The organism is Asticcacaulis sp., assembly GCF_051954415.1.
Taxonomy (GTDB): domain Bacteria; phylum Pseudomonadota; class Alphaproteobacteria; order Caulobacterales; family Caulobacteraceae; genus Asticcacaulis.
In genome coordinates this window covers 110,766-125,197 of sequence record NZ_JBQCHT010000045.1, presented here as the reverse complement: position 1 = coordinate 125,197, position 14,432 = coordinate 110,766, and the positions used below count along the sequence as shown (strand labels likewise).

Below are 14,432 nucleotides of genomic sequence, written 5' to 3'. Positions count from 1 at the left end.
GCGATTTTCCACAACTTTCAGGCACGATAGTAGCCGGGAGACCAACGGCCGGCTGGTAATACCGTATCTCGATCACGCTCGCCGCAAAGACGCTATTGCCGCACGATCCGCGTCGCTGTTTCCCGCATCAAGCAAAGCTTCATAGAGGTCCATAGCGCGCGTCCGTATTGTACCGTCCGCCCTCTGTAGGGCGATTGCGGTGGAGACCAGATGCGCCGACGAGGAGCCTCGACCTGTTTCATTGCGTCGCGCTGCGTCTAGGTCGAAGATTTTTTCGCAAGTGTCCATCACCAATTCCGCGTGCCGAGGATTCGAGGTAAGCATTTGCACCTGCTCGAAGAAGTACGGAAGGCAGCACGCTTGCAAAACAGCTGTGTTTTGCGCGATCGCACCTATAAGCGTACTCGCTCTCGGCAATCCGATTCCCTCCCGTAGATTGAAAAATGCTGTCGAGATTGCTAGAGCCTGATCCCCGGAGGCACCAGGGATAAGTCGTGCCAATACCTCTGTGGTCTTCACATGAAGCTCCGCCTCCTGCCAAGCTTTTGCGTAGACCAGAAGAGCGCCGATTAGGGCAGGTGATGTGCCGCCAGATAGAATCTGCTGCAGCATGCTGGTGGTATCTTCAATGGCCTCGCCAACGATCTCCAGACCGGCTGCGTATTCGCCGGCTGCTTGCTGGAACGTCCTATCTTCGCTACCGTTCCACGTCCTGACGGCCTCCGCTAATGTCCCAGGCGGGAAAAGTGCCCGTAACTCCCATAGGGTTGGTATGGACCGTTTGAGCTTTAGAATATCGGGGTGCTTCTTGAACAGGGCGCCAAAGAACGCCTGGACCTCTTCCCGATCGGGATGATTGTACAGATCGACGGCGCGGAATTTCAAAAACGCAGCCCAATTGGCTGGATCTTCCGGCCGGTCGACATGCCGGATGAGGGCGGCCAGCCAACCAGAGACGTCGGCGGGTTCCCGTAACAGAAAACCGGCCTGAAGGGCGTCCATGGTCGTAAAATTACCTTGAGGAAGTATGCCACCCCACCTGTTGCCGAAGATCAGGGAGTGGGCCTTTTTCTCCTGGGTCTCATTTCTTCGGGCATTTGCATGATCCAGGTTTTCTCTTCGTATCCGGCGCTCCAGAACTTCTATTGGGTCCACTAGAAACCAGGATTCCAGCATGGAAATGTCACCATCTGACAAGCCTTTTGCTCTTTGCGCGAGCCTACGCAGTGCCCAGGCCGCATCTGTACGCCAGACCTTTGACGCAAATCCTTTCGAGTCCAGGTCTCGAATAAGTGTTAAAACGAGTTCGACGTCGACACTTTCGCTTTCACTGGCTTGCCGAACAAGCTCTCCGGCCGCATTTTCATGACGGCCTGCCACGAACCAAGTACTAGCCATTTCGGCTGCACGTGTGGGATGGGACTGTGCAAACCGTCCGAACGCGTCCGAAAGTTGCGACACACCTCCACTCAAACCACGTCTATAAGAGGTTCGTTCATCGGACTGGTCGTTGAGTTCATCGAGAAGCTTGAAAATATCTGCATTTGAGGCCTTGCTCATTTTATCCGCCCCCAATGGGGAGCCGACCACCTGCGCCATACCAAGGTGACGCGAGTTCGAGCTGAAGCTTGGTTGTTGTAGCCGCCATTCATTCAATTGGCGTAGGCGTCGGCCGAGAATTACGCCATCGGGCAGCTTATCGAGCAATTCCAACCGATGTTCATCTGCCCATCGCATCCTCTGTAGTCGTATTGACCGCTCTTCTTCCCGGTGCACGGCTTCGGTAGCGTATATATTCCAGCCTTCGATGTACTCAACCAATCTTGTAAGTTCGGTCGTTTCGAGATGGGGAGCGATGGCCTCGATCAAGACTTGGCTTGACCACCCGTGTGTTAGACGTCCGACATTGCACGTATCCGTACGGTGTGCATTTCCGCAATACAGGCGTCTTGGATCGCTCAATAAGAGGTCCAACGCGCGAGTTGCCAAAACGGACGCTCCTGCCGCCATTGTCTCCATAAGAAGAGACTGAACCTGATCGACATCGACGGTCAGGTATGGCGATATAAGTTCGTAGAAGGCTTCGGGTTGGTCCTGAGCGATCTGATCGAGTGCTCGGCGCAATGCAGTATATATTTTGTCGGGCCGGTCATCATGATCCCAGTCCCAATTCAATGTTGAAGAGCTCGGGTAAGTGGCGCGGTATGGGTTAACGTCTTTCATGCCAGCAAGGGCCTGGTGCACAAACCATGGCAGAACGACTTCCGCGAAATGCCAAGGGTTGTTTTCCGCCAACGTGGCAAGGCCGTAAATGCCATCACGTAACCACGTCGTTGTACTGGCCGATTGAAGAAATATTCCCACTAGATCGATAGCATGGATCGGCTGCCCGGCATCAACCAAGTTAGCAATATAGCCTTCGAGCTCAAAATTTGCGGAGCCGGACCTGGTGAATATTTGCCTTACTCGGGCAGAGACCTGCGGTGACCAAATGCCTGAACGACAGAAAACCTGAAACACGTCGTGGTCGTGATCGACGTTTAGCCAGTTAAACGAGATCATCCGAAGAACGGCGTCAGTATCAACGCTTGCTTCGCTTATCAGCAGCAAGATTGCTGGCCACCGCAGCTCTGGCTCATTCATGATACCTGGCAAGGATGGGAGAACATCTCTACGCCAAGCAGTCCAATAGGTCCTGAGGTTGTAAAGTCCACGCCGGGCCAATGCAAAATCGTCATCGAGGAGATGATGGATAGCAGCGACTTCGCAGGCGATGGGATTGTCTTGATTGGAAAAGACATCGACAACCAGATGCTTGAGATGACGCCGTGTCTTTTCAGAAAAAAGGAGTTTGTCGATCGCAGCGGCGTAAGACGTGACATGGTTGCGGCGCAGTCGTTGCAGACCTCGTAATATGCTGGCGCGTGAGAACAATCCATCCTGTCTGGCCCAAGCGTATGTACAAAGCTGTTCCGCCGTTCCGAAGGCTTTGGCCTGGAAATCATCCAGCCAGGATTGGTGGCTGAAACCAAGTTTGTCTTCCCGACGGACGAGCAGACCAGATGCCACAGCAAAGTTTATCGCTCGATCATCTTCGATATAGCGGTCAGTGGGAAGCCATAATTCTTCTGCTTCGGTCATGTCGGCGGCGAGACGCTTGAGAAAGCGCATAACCGTTTCTCTTTCAGACACTGAGCCTAGCTTCGCCGCGGCCAACCACCTGTCAAGCAACGTACTTTCGGCAAAATCGATCGGCGTATTCGATCGCGAGACTATATCTACATACAGTTTCAATGCGAATGGGCGGCGCAGGATCTCCAGAACATCGGCCGGCAGGTCGTTCCGTAGCGACAAAGCCGAAAGTAAGACCTTTATCGCCTCGCCCGATGGAGGTGCCAAGGTGACGGACTGCGCTTTCAGCATCTCGAACCGAGCGTCGTGAGCGGCCTCAAAAGGGCGCGACGAGACGAGAATGTGAATTGGCAGATGCTGTCGGTCGTAGGACGAGAAACGATTGACGAGTTGGAGCAGGGCTGTCATTCGGTCAGACTTGAAATCCATGACCTCGCTAACGGCGTCGAGTTGGTCAATCAGGATTACGACTGGGCCGTCGCGGGCGAGCAGCACTATCTCCTCATCTATTGGGGCTTTGCAGCCCAGCTCTCGCGTCAAATCCGCGACGTTCGCAACGGTCGCAGGCAGGAAATCCGCCTTGATAGCGAAAACCGCGATGCCGTCTTTCTGTAAGGTTTGCGTTAGTTCTGCGAATAGGGCCGATTTGCCGACGCCGGCGTCACCAATGACAAGTGTACGACCATTTGGCTTTTCCTTTAGTCTGCGTAGAAGAATCTCGAGTTCAGGTCTCGGGATATGTTGACCCTTAATAACACTTGGCCAGGCTGCCATGCCTTGAGAGGTGGTCATTGCATCCGCGTAAGCTTGCTGAGTAGCCGCGGCGGAAGGTGGCGATGCAATGAGACTCAGAAGATCTTGAAAGGTTTGCGAACCCAGGTACGACTGAGTGGCCTTGCGAAAACTATTCAGAAAGTCTTCGGCGTCCAATGTCCTGTCTGATGGGCGGATCGCTACCCTAAAAATATCGCAGAGCAAGAAATCATAGGCAAGTTCAGCCGCTTCGGAGGTCGACTGAACTTCGTCCCGACGGAGACGCAGGGCCTTTCGCCCGCTTGCTTCCAAAGCCTCACTATCAGGCATCCCGCAGGCGAACACCAGTTTAGAAATTAATTGTCTGAAAAGTTCAGCATCCGATGAATCCCTCAGGAATGTGCCCAAGTCGCCGGCCGGAAATCGACCAACGAGTGCACAACGCAACGCACTCAGGTCTCCATGTCCATCGGAAATGTTCATCCAAGCTTCGAGACCGGGTATTCCACTTGCGAGAGGCTGTTCCTTCTCCTTGCCAATTTCCGAAGTGGTCAGGTAAGTCAAATAGACGTCGCGCCCTTGGTTTGACACGCGCAACTTCCAAAGATTCTCTATGGCCGCTTTCACCCCAGGAGAATTCAGTGTCACCCGACCTGAGTTTATCGTGTCCTTGACCTGTACGCTGCGTAGAACGCTGTCTGCGGCCTGAGGCTCTCGAGCAATGACCGCGTAATCCTCGGCGACTTCCAACTGAAGTATGTCGCCGGGGGCGAGCTTCATCCAAGCTGCAAGACTCTGGTGCAGTTGGTAGATGTAACCACGCAGGGGTGCTACGGCTTGGCGGCGACTTTCGCCCTGTGGCAGGTTCCAAGCTTGGTCAGTAAATCGATCGCGTGGCATCAAGTATAGGACCTGAACTAGTATCCGAAATCAAAAAGGAAAAAGCTTATGCGCCGTTAGTGTCTAAATTTCTACTGACCCTGAAGTGATGCGCGAAGACCCGTCAAGGCAGGTCGTGAGCTTCAATCCAAAATATTTTAAGTGTTGGGTCCGAGTTCGTCGAATACGCCTCGCGCGCCCGAGATAGACAAAAGACGCATTGATAGATCACCATTCACTGCCTGACTGCTCCTTAGGGTCACGAAAGTGACATAAAACCAAGGGGTGGCACATGTACCAAAACGCTCGCAGATATATTCAAAAGTCCGGCTCAGCGCTGGCCGTTGTTTTCGCATTCGCCTGTTGTTCTGCGGTTCACGCGGACGAAAACCAAAAAAAGTACGCTTTCAATATTCCGGCAGAAAACACCGCCCAGGCGCTGATGGATTTTTCACGCCAGGCGGATGTCCAGATCCTTTTTCCGTACGACGTGGCTGCGGCGCATTCGGTGCCGGCGATCAAGGGCGAGCAGGATCGTCTGAGCGCCCTTGCACAGATATTGGAAGGCTCCGGCCTGGAGATTGCCGAGGAATCTAATCGCGTCGTCACGTTGCGGCAGGCTCGAAGGCAAGACAATTTCTCGTCGGCCGACGACCAGAATGTGCCGACCGAGGTGATCGTGACAGGCACTCACATCCGCGGTGGAAACCCGACGTCCCCTGTTCACACCTTGAGCCGTAAGGACATCGAGCAATCCGGATATTCTCAAGTGGGCGATCTCATTCGTAGCCTGCCGGAGAGCTTCGCCGGCGGGCAGAACCCCGGTGTCATTTCCGGCTCGTCCATAAGTGTGGCGAATGCCAACGCAACCAACGCCTCGACCGTAAACCTCCGTGGGCTGGGTCCAGACGCGACCCTTTCGCTGGTGAACGGGCATCGTCTGACCGGCGATAGCCGTTTCCAGGGCGCAGATATATCCGGCATCCCGATGGGCGCCATCCAGCGCGTCGAGATCGTTCCAGATGGATCGTCGGCCCTGTACGGGTCTGACGCTGTAGCGGGCGTGGTCAACTTCATCTTGCGCAAGAATTACGATGGCGCCGAACTCAGCGCACGGGTCGGCACGACCTCGCAAGGCGGAGGAGACGAGCAGACGTACAGCGCGCTGGCAGGGCGCGCCGGTGAGAGAGGGTTCGGCTTGGTCAGCCTGGAATATTCCAACCAGGACGGTATTGACTACGGACAACGCGGGTTGGGGAGCCTGGCCAGTCCCGACAACACTTTGATGCAGCCGCAGGAGCGCATTTCGGTGTTCGCGAGTGCCGGGCACGACCTGTCGGACCGGATCAAGCTTTCCGTCGATGTTCTCTACAGCGAACGCGACACGGACAACTATTTCGCCTTTTCGGCAGCGGACACCCTTTACACCACGCGTGCCAGGACAGCGGCATATAATGTCACGCCGATGGTAGACATCGGCCTCGCCGGAGATTGGAAAGCCCGGCTGACAATTAATGGTTCCGGAAGCCGCAATATCTTCACCTACTACGAGGACAGTCTGTACACCTCGACGGGCGTGAACAAGAACGACGATAAGTATGTTGAAGTCACGACGGATGGCACGCTCCTGACCTTGCCGACGGGGCCCGTCAAAGCGGCGATTGGCGCTGGCTACCGACAAGAAGGTTTTTACAGCGGGTCTTACGGTCGTCATGAACGCGACGTGTCGTTCCTATATGGAGAAGTCCTGGCGCCGCTCGTCGCGCCGTCCGTGGACCGGGTTGGACTGAACTCACTGGACTTGAGCCTCTCCGCGCGAACCGAAAATTACAGTGACCTCGGCAGTTCCACCAATCCGAAGATCGGGCTGCGTTACGTGCCTATCCAGACGGTGACTGTTCGGGCGAGCTGGGGCAAATCCTTCAAGGCGCCGGCCTTCTATCAGATGTTCAGCGGATCGAACGCCTATCTTTATCAGAAGACGGGACTCGGTGGCATCGGCGCGGGACATGCCCTGCTACTCTTCGGAGGCAATCCCGGCCTGAAGCCGGAGACCTCGACGTCCTGGACAGTGGGCGCAGACTATAGCCCGAAGTCCATCCCGTCCCTGAAACTGTCGGCAACTTATTTCGATATCGACTACACGGACCGGGTCGTACAACCGGTGAACAATTTCGCGACGGCGCTGAACAATCCAATATACTCTGCATTTGTCCAACTCGACCCCACCAGCGACGAGGTCATGGACGCCAGGGCAGGAGTAGATAGTCTCTACAACTTCACGGGTGAAGCCTACGACCCGGCCAACGTCGTCGCGATCGTGGATGACCGGCTGCAAAACGCGACGGCGCAGACAGCGACCGGCGTTGACGTCTCTTACCGTCAAAGCTTCGACGTCGGTGAGGGCACGCTCGACCTGTTCGCCAATGCGACCTGGCTCAATCTGCACCAACAGACCGTCCCATCTGCCCCGGCGGTAAAGCTCTCCGGAACCATATTCAGCGCGCCTGAGTTCAAAGCCCGGGCCGGCTTCAGTTGGCGCCAGGGTGCCTGGGTCGTCAACGGCATTGTCAACCAGATTTCGCCGGAAGACGATACCTCCGTCACACCGGTGGCGGGAATCGACGGCTGGACGACGGCCGACGCGAATATCAGCTACAAGTTCGGCGATACCGGATCTGCTTCGGGCACCCGGATCAGTCTTTCCGCCCTGAACCTGTTCGATACGGCGCCGCCTTACACGGTGACGCCAGTTTCCAACGACAGCCCACATTTCGACAGCACGAATGCGTCTATCGTCGGCCGTTTCGTCAGTCTGACGATCGCCAAGAGCTGGTAAGCAGATGCTCCAAGGTAAGACGACTGCCTTGCTATGCCTGCTGTTGGGAGCGGTGATACCGTCGCTCTCGATTGCAGGCCCATGCGACGGCTTTTTGCCCGAGCCCGGCACTCAAGACGCCCAGCGCGATATCGAGGCTTCTGACTTGGTTCGGCTTCGCGACATCGGCCCGGTGATGGCCCATGACACCGAGGCCGAAATCCTCACTCTGTCGCCCGACGGCACGCGCGCCGCCTTCCAATTGCGTCGCGCGGATCCGGTCAGCAACACCTACTGCCTTGGCATGATCGTCCTGCCCACGGCACCGAATGGAAGTCCAGTGCTCGTCGACCAAGGGGGCGAATTCATTCCGGAGACACGGACCCAGGATGGCTTCGCACAATCGACCCCGTCCGGCGCACCTCTGCTCATCACGCCAAAATGGTCTCCCGATGGCCAATCGATCGCCTATCTGAGGCGTGACTACGGCATTACCCAGGTATGGAAGGCAAGGGCAGATGGATCGGGCGCTTCGGCTATTACCCGCTCGATTTTCGACATCGAGACGTTCGATTGGTCGCCGGACGGCCGGGCCCTTGTCGTCTCAGGCAGACCTAGTATCCCTGATGCGGAGTTGGCGATTAAGAAGGAGGCCAGTTCAGGGTTTCTCTATGACGACCGCTTCGTGCCGATCGCGGGCAATCGCCCGAAGGCACGCGGTGTTTTCCCGCTGGTTCGCTTCTCAGTCGATGCAACCGGGTCCGGTCCACATGCCCTTGTGCCGTTGCCAGCGGAACTGTCTAACACCGCAACGGGCACACCATCTCATGCCAGTCGTGTGACACGTGTGGGGACAAGCATGGCCTGGACTGCGCCCGTTGATCCACTGAACCTAATCTCGGATGTCGAACTGCATGTGCGGTTCGCAGGACGACCGGAAGCGCAGATCGTAGTCCCGCACACACAGCGGATCAGCGGCATCTGGTTCTCGTCCGATGGCAATGTGCTCTATTTCATGCGGACGGAAGGGTGGGGACACGGCTGGCACGCAAGTGAGCAGGGCTTGTACCGGCTGGACCGGACCCATTCGGCACCAACACGCATCGTCTCCACGAATGATGTCTTGATGGGCTGCCAGATCGATGGCAGCGCACTGATCTGTGGCGAGGAAAGCTCCACCATCCCGCGACGCATTGTTCGTCTCGACTTGCGCACAGGGCAGCAAGACACTTTGTTCGATCCCAATCCCGAGTTCCAGGCGCTTCGTCTCGGCCCCGTGCAGCGCCTGATCTGGAAAAACGCGTTCGGTTATGAAGCGTTCGGTGATTTGGTGCTGCCGCCTGATCATAAGCCCGGCGAGAAACACCCCCTGGTCGTCGTGCAATACTTCTCCCGTGGCTTTCTCCGCGGTGGCACCGGCGACGACTATCCGGTGTTCTTGCTAGCGTCCCAAGGGTTTGCGGTGCTCGATTTCGAGATGCCGCCAAACTATTCCAGCCTGCAATCGAGCCCGGTCAGATCCGGCGATGAACTGGGGCGGATTGATTTCCAGGACTGGCAAAACCGCAAGCATGTCCTGTCGTCATTGGAGCAGGGTATTGCCGCAGCCATCGACACAGGCGCTGTCGACCAAGAGAAGATCGGCCTGACGGGCTTGAGCGACGGGTTCTCGACGGCCTTGTACGCGCTCTTCAACGGTCACGTCCATTATTCGGCGATGGCCATCAGTACCTGCTGTGGAGGGCGCACGGTCACAGGGATGCTCGATGGCCCGGCGCCGGCACGATACTATCAAGCCATGGGTTATCCGAAACTGACGGAGGCGGGTTCGGCTTTTTGGCACGTATTCTCGATGCGTGAGAACGCCGAGCGCATGAATACACCGCTCCTGATCCAGGTGCCTGACGACGAGTATCTTGGTGCGCTGGAAGGCTTCACAGCGTTAAGAGAGTTGGGAAAACCAGCCGAAATGTATGTCTATCCGGACGAGCATCACATCAAGTGGCAGCCAGCCCATCGCCTGGCGACCTATAGCCGGGCGGTAGATTGGTTCAAGTTCTGGCTACTGGATCACACAGACACGACAGCAGAAAAGGCGGATCAATACCGGCGCTGGCAGGCGATGCGCGATACCCTGCCAAAAGACATCGGGTCCTCTCAAGGTGCGCGATAACAGCTATGGTGTGGCCAAGGTCCCAGGACTACGCCACACCGACTGACCTATTTACCGGATTCTTTTCGGATCGGTCGAGCCAGTAGCGTGACCAGACCTCTGCCTCGGACAGTTCCAGAAGCCGCCAATAGGTGACGGCATCAAGCGGCCGTTGATCTGAAAGCGCAACTCTCACTTGGTCCGCGTCGATCAGGCCCTGCTGCACCAATTGACCACCAAGGAGGAGATCACGGATTTTCCCTCGATTTGCCTCGACAACGCGATGCGCAAAGCTGCCTGGCCCCCCTTTCGACCGACGACGCAGGATGCGTTCTGGGAGCTTGCCTGCAAAGGCCGCACGCGCCATGGATCGGTTTTCGCCGTTCGAACACCACTGCCACGAAGGCACACTGAGACAAGCCTCAACGATTGGCTGAGACAGCAGGGCGTTGATCTGAGGGCCGAGGGAGGTGCGATCAAGACCATCGATAGTCCCTTGTATGCGCTGGAACATGCCGACATGGATGGTTTTGCCTGGCAAGGCATTCTTGGGCTGGTCATGCCACGGATGAGTCAGGTCGAGGCGCCCACGTCTTGTCACGGCTGGTCCCAGCAATTTGGTTTCCATTTTCCAGGCAGGTGGCGCAGATTTGAAAGCGAGCCGACTTGCGCCTGCTACCACTTGCCAAACTGTTGCCTCCGAAATCTCGGAGATATCGAGCAATGTTTCCCACAGCCCTTTTGACAAGCCTTCCGTATATAGGCGATCAATCAGTGGCGACGGCGAATAGAGGCTGCATAGAATGTTGTCGCCTCCGATACCGGTGAAAAACGCGTCAATTCCCCTGTCCCGCGTCAGATCACGTCGCATCTTCTGGACACTTTGGCCGAATGCAAAAAGTAGTGGACGGGCAAGATGTTTCGCGGTCGACCGGTGAATATCGACATCACTTTGGTCGTAGAATTTTTCCACGAGTTCGACATTCAGCGCGTCCGTCAGGCACCGCGCATAAATCCGTTCATCGCCTTCGGGATCGTCAGTGGCGAATGTGTAGCATGTCAGTCCATTTCCCTTGCCGGCGAGAGAGGCCGCGACGATCGAGGAGTCCAGTCCTCCAGAAACACCCAGGGCAATCTGGTCAAAGCAATTGCCCCAGGATTGAATCGCCAGCGCAATTACGGTTCTAAGATCGGATGGGGTGAGTCCCCTGGGAGAGGTATGCGTCCAGGGAAACCAGAGCGCCGTCTTTGACAGTCCGCCAACTGAGGTATCAAGGCGCACGCTGGGAAGCAATTCGGCAATCCCTTTCAAAGCCGTGCGCTCAGACCGTAGCTCGTAAAAGAGAAGGTGGTCGGTCAGAAAATCCCAATCGACGGCCGGCGTAAATGTTCCGGCTTCCAACAACAATTCTACGTCAGAGGCGAGGACGAGGTCTTCCGGACCGTCGATGTAGTAGCAGGGCAGGGTCCCGGACGGATCCCGCAATACGCTCACACCTTTGTCCCCTCGACCGTGCCACACGGCGACGTAACCGCCCCAGAAGTCATTGACCAAGGATTGTCCACTTGAAGCGACAATCGATTGTGCTTGCGCTTCGGTCAAGCTGTGGACGCGCGGAAATTTGCCGCCTTGAGAGAACAGGTGGCCGATAATGATGCCGTCCGCCCCTGGCATTCCCACCGAGAGCGTCACATCATTGCTGTACACCTTCACTTCGTCCGAGTTGTCCAAGCATGCGAAATCCCTAGGGAGGGCAGGAGCCGGAAGCTTCGCACCTGTTGCTTTTGAAATCTGAATCAAGAAGCGCTGGGCCATTTAAATCACCAATATGGGCGTGTAACGCGTGACCATGTCTACGGTGTCGTTCAAGACCAGGTCATCGGTCTGGACCCAGGCATGGGCGGAAAAAGGCGCCATCCGGACACCCAAAACGATCCGCGGGTAGAGGTGGCGCCGGGCCAAGAACCGTCCCAGGGCTAGAGAGCAACTCAGGCACTCGTTAAATGATGATACGAGCCGGGCGGACAGTTGGAACGCGCTCATGTCGGACCGAAACCGGCCTTCCAGCGCTGGCACACCGCGTGAGGTGGTGGAGGCAACCAGGTTTTGATGGGTATCGATGAGGTGATGCATTGGACGTCGACGAACATCCAGCGACGCACGATGGCGTGCGAGCGCGGCGGCGACGAGAGCCGGCCAATCGATGGCTTCTCGGGTCAAGTTCGGCATCTCACGTGTCGGCTTTGGAAAAGCGGGACGACCATCCAGAATTTTGCCGTCAGGCGCGGGAACGGCCAGACCACGTTGGGCCAGCACGGATATAAGCTCTCGATCCGTCCCACCGGAGCCAGTTGCGACAAATGATTGGAACCGGCTATCGAGGTCGCTCGGCAGGCAAAAATAGCGATCGGCGACGGTATCCAGAAACGTGACGCGGCCATTGGCGACACAGAACGACAAACCTGGACGCAGGGCATAATCCACGCCGTACCTCTCAAAGGAAATTGTAAGTGACCAGGCGCGCTGGCGCGCCTGGCCGGGCGCCGCTCAGTCTTGGAACATCGAAGACTTGTTCAGGCGCTGGGTTTGGTCGGCGTCCGGATTGATGTTAAAGACGCCTTGCGTCTCGACGCTGGCAGCGCCCAGGTCGATCAGGTCTTCGTGGGTTTCGGTCTTATCCATGGTATCCTCCTGTGGAGTGGTGAAAATGCCGCGACCATCGCAGCGCGTCGACCATATCAACTGCCAGGAGAATTTTAGACTGGATACTTTCGCGATAATCCGAATGTTATCAACAAGATAAATAGAATATTTTCTGATAATTTCCGGAGTATCTTGCGACCATTGCAGCCTGCCTTGGTATGCTAGCCCTGTTTTGGCGCAAATCGCGTTATCGGGGCCGTGTAGGCGAGGGCGATAAATTCGGGAATGTGTGCAATGCGCCTGTCGTGATAGGCCGAAACCAGGCTCTTGAGCTGAGGAAAATCACCGGCGCGCCAAGCGTCTTTGAATGGCAATAGTTCGGCTGGCACATTGAACCCGGTGCTGGCTTTAAGGCGTCGCAAGGGTCGAAGCCGAAAGTTTAGTCCGTCGACTATTTTTACAAACTCACGATTGCCACTTAGGCTTGCGATCGCCAAGAACAGTGTCTCGGTGTCCGCGACACTGTCATGCTCGGATAGCGCAACCTCTGACAGGGCTAGCGGCGGCGTAGGCGACGCGATCACATTGTCCAGAATAAGCGTCAGTATCTGGATATCGCATTGGTAAAGTTCGCGAAGCGAGTCCGTTGTCATCCGTGGGATATAATAGCCATCGTGCGGCCTGGATTCGATAATGCCTTCTCCAACCAGCCGGTTGAGAGCCAAAAGGATTGGTGTTTTACTGGCAGGGAACCGCCTGAGGATATCGGCGATATCAATGCGCTCGCCCGGCAAACGGGAACCTGACAGCAGGTCATCCTTCAGCCCGGTATAGATGTCTTCAATAAGGGATGGGTTGTCTGGCATCGCTTCTGGCTTCGAAAGAGAGAAACTCGTTTCCGAGCGTGCTCTTCGTTCGACCCTCCGAGCAAACACAGACCAATATTAGTAAGCTCTTCGCCTATAGCGTGCAATAGAGATACCTTCAAAGGTCCGTCATTGCGTGATGCCGGATCGGTTCATCAGTTTGACCATCATAGGTGCCAATTCTTGGCGCCTTCGATAATACTGGAGAATGAGCACCTTCAGACGCGATATATCGCGGGCGGCCCAGCACGCCTTGAGTTCACTCAATTCTTCTTCCCTGTTGGGAATGACAGCCGCCTCATACGCCCGGAGCACGCGCCGGCGTTGATTGATCACCATGACGGCCTCCCTCAGCGAGGCATCACTGTCTTGGGCGATATCAAGGAACAGGGCTTCGGTCGCCAGGACAGTCGGATCCAGGTCGAATGGCAGCATTCCATGGTCGTCGGACTTTGAGTTCATGTGACGATAGTTGACGATTTTCTGCACGTACGGCCGGCAATCAGGATGCCACGATTAAATGGCCTCATCAATCTTGCGCGACAAATCTTCAACGATAAATTGAATATGAGATTTCATGGGTAGGCTAGAGGCTAAATGCACGATTTGAATAAACTGAAATCAATTTCAGAGATTTTTGAAGTTGATGTTCGCACACAGGCGACCCTGTCATACTTCGATCATGCGGTCGGCCAACAGCTTGAAATCAATCTCATTGAGCATCACGCTTCGATCAGCGCTGTGACACTCAACGAGACTGTTCCTGAAGAGGTATGCGTAAGCTTCGAGGTCGCGAAAAACCTATATCTCTACACCTATTTCGTCTATCGCTTTGGTGTCGTAGCCAATGGCCAAGCTTTGCAAAGCCTCGAATACGCGTTGCGGGAGAAGGCAAAGCAAAGCGGTCATTACAAGGCGCAGATGCTAAGTGACCTGATGAAGATGGCCATCGATAAGAACTGGCTATCAGACGACGCCTTTCGTGATGTACCGGGTTTTGTAGCTCGGGGCGGAAATCGATATGTCAAAACCTTGGCCAAAACACTGCCTGGAATTCGCAACACCTTGGCACATGGCTCATTTGCACTGTTCGAGCCACACCGTGCACTGGAACAGTTGCGCATCTGCGCGGTGATCATAAATTGGCTGTTTCGATAGGGCGTCAAATACAGCCGTCGAAGGATGGAG

At 55.8% G+C, this 14,432-nt stretch carries 9 protein-coding genes; 3 read left to right on the top strand and 6 right to left on the bottom strand.

The genetic code is table 11. From position 1 onward, the window contains the following. Positions 1-72: 72 nt before the first annotated feature. Positions 73-4,665, bottom strand: coding sequence for an NACHT domain-containing protein (locus ACTHND_RS17430; protein WP_440179240.1), 4,593 nt, complete (start codon positions 4,663-4,665; stop codon positions 73-75). 391 nt (positions 4,666-5,056) lie between these two features. On the opposite strand from ACTHND_RS17430, the gene ACTHND_RS17425 reads away from it, so the two are divergent. After that, on the top strand, positions 5,057-7,603 hold the full coding sequence (locus ACTHND_RS17425; RefSeq protein ID WP_440179239.1) for a TonB-dependent receptor domain-containing protein: 2,547 nt from the start codon (positions 5,057-5,059) through the stop codon (positions 7,601-7,603). 4 nt (positions 7,604-7,607) lie between these two features. Beyond that, on the top strand, positions 7,608-9,755 hold the full coding sequence (locus ACTHND_RS17420) for an Atxe2 family lasso peptide isopeptidase (protein ID WP_440179238.1): 2,148 nt from the start codon (positions 7,608-7,610) through the stop codon (positions 9,753-9,755). Between the two features lie 28 nt (positions 9,756-9,783). Here the strand turns inward: ACTHND_RS17420 and ACTHND_RS17415 are convergent, their stop codons facing one another. The 5 genes from ACTHND_RS17415 to ACTHND_RS17395 form a co-directional block, all read right to left on the bottom strand. Next, a complete protein-coding gene (locus ACTHND_RS17415) occupies positions 9,784-11,550 on the bottom strand; it encodes an asparagine synthase-related protein (protein WP_440179237.1) in 1,767 nt (588 codons plus the stop codon). Then, a complete protein-coding gene (locus ACTHND_RS17410) occupies positions 11,551-12,219 on the bottom strand; it encodes a lasso peptide biosynthesis B2 protein (RefSeq protein ID WP_440179236.1) in 669 nt (222 codons plus the stop codon). Between the two features lie 63 nt (positions 12,220-12,282). Continuing rightward, positions 12,283-12,417, bottom strand: a complete 135-nt coding sequence (locus ACTHND_RS17405; protein WP_440179235.1) for a benenodin family lasso peptide — start codon at positions 12,415-12,417, stop codon at positions 12,283-12,285. Positions 12,418-12,599: 182 nt separating this feature from the next. Next, positions 12,600-13,244: a GntR family transcriptional regulator gene (locus ACTHND_RS17400; RefSeq protein ID WP_440179234.1), complete on the bottom strand. Its 645-nt coding sequence runs from the start codon at positions 13,242-13,244 to the stop codon at positions 12,600-12,602. A gap of 129 nt (positions 13,245-13,373) precedes the next feature. Then, on the bottom strand, positions 13,374-13,733 hold the full coding sequence (locus ACTHND_RS17395; RefSeq protein ID WP_440179233.1) for a hypothetical protein: 360 nt from the start codon (positions 13,731-13,733) through the stop codon (positions 13,374-13,376). Positions 13,734-13,841: 108 nt separating this feature from the next. Here ACTHND_RS17395 and ACTHND_RS17390 point away from each other — a divergent pair, with 108 nt between their 5' ends. Continuing rightward, positions 13,842-14,402 carry a hypothetical protein gene (locus ACTHND_RS17390; RefSeq protein ID WP_440179232.1) on the top strand — a complete coding sequence of 187 codons (561 nt, stop codon included), beginning with the start codon at positions 13,842-13,844 and terminating at the stop codon, positions 14,400-14,402. The last annotated feature ends 30 nt before the right edge of the window (positions 14,403-14,432 follow it).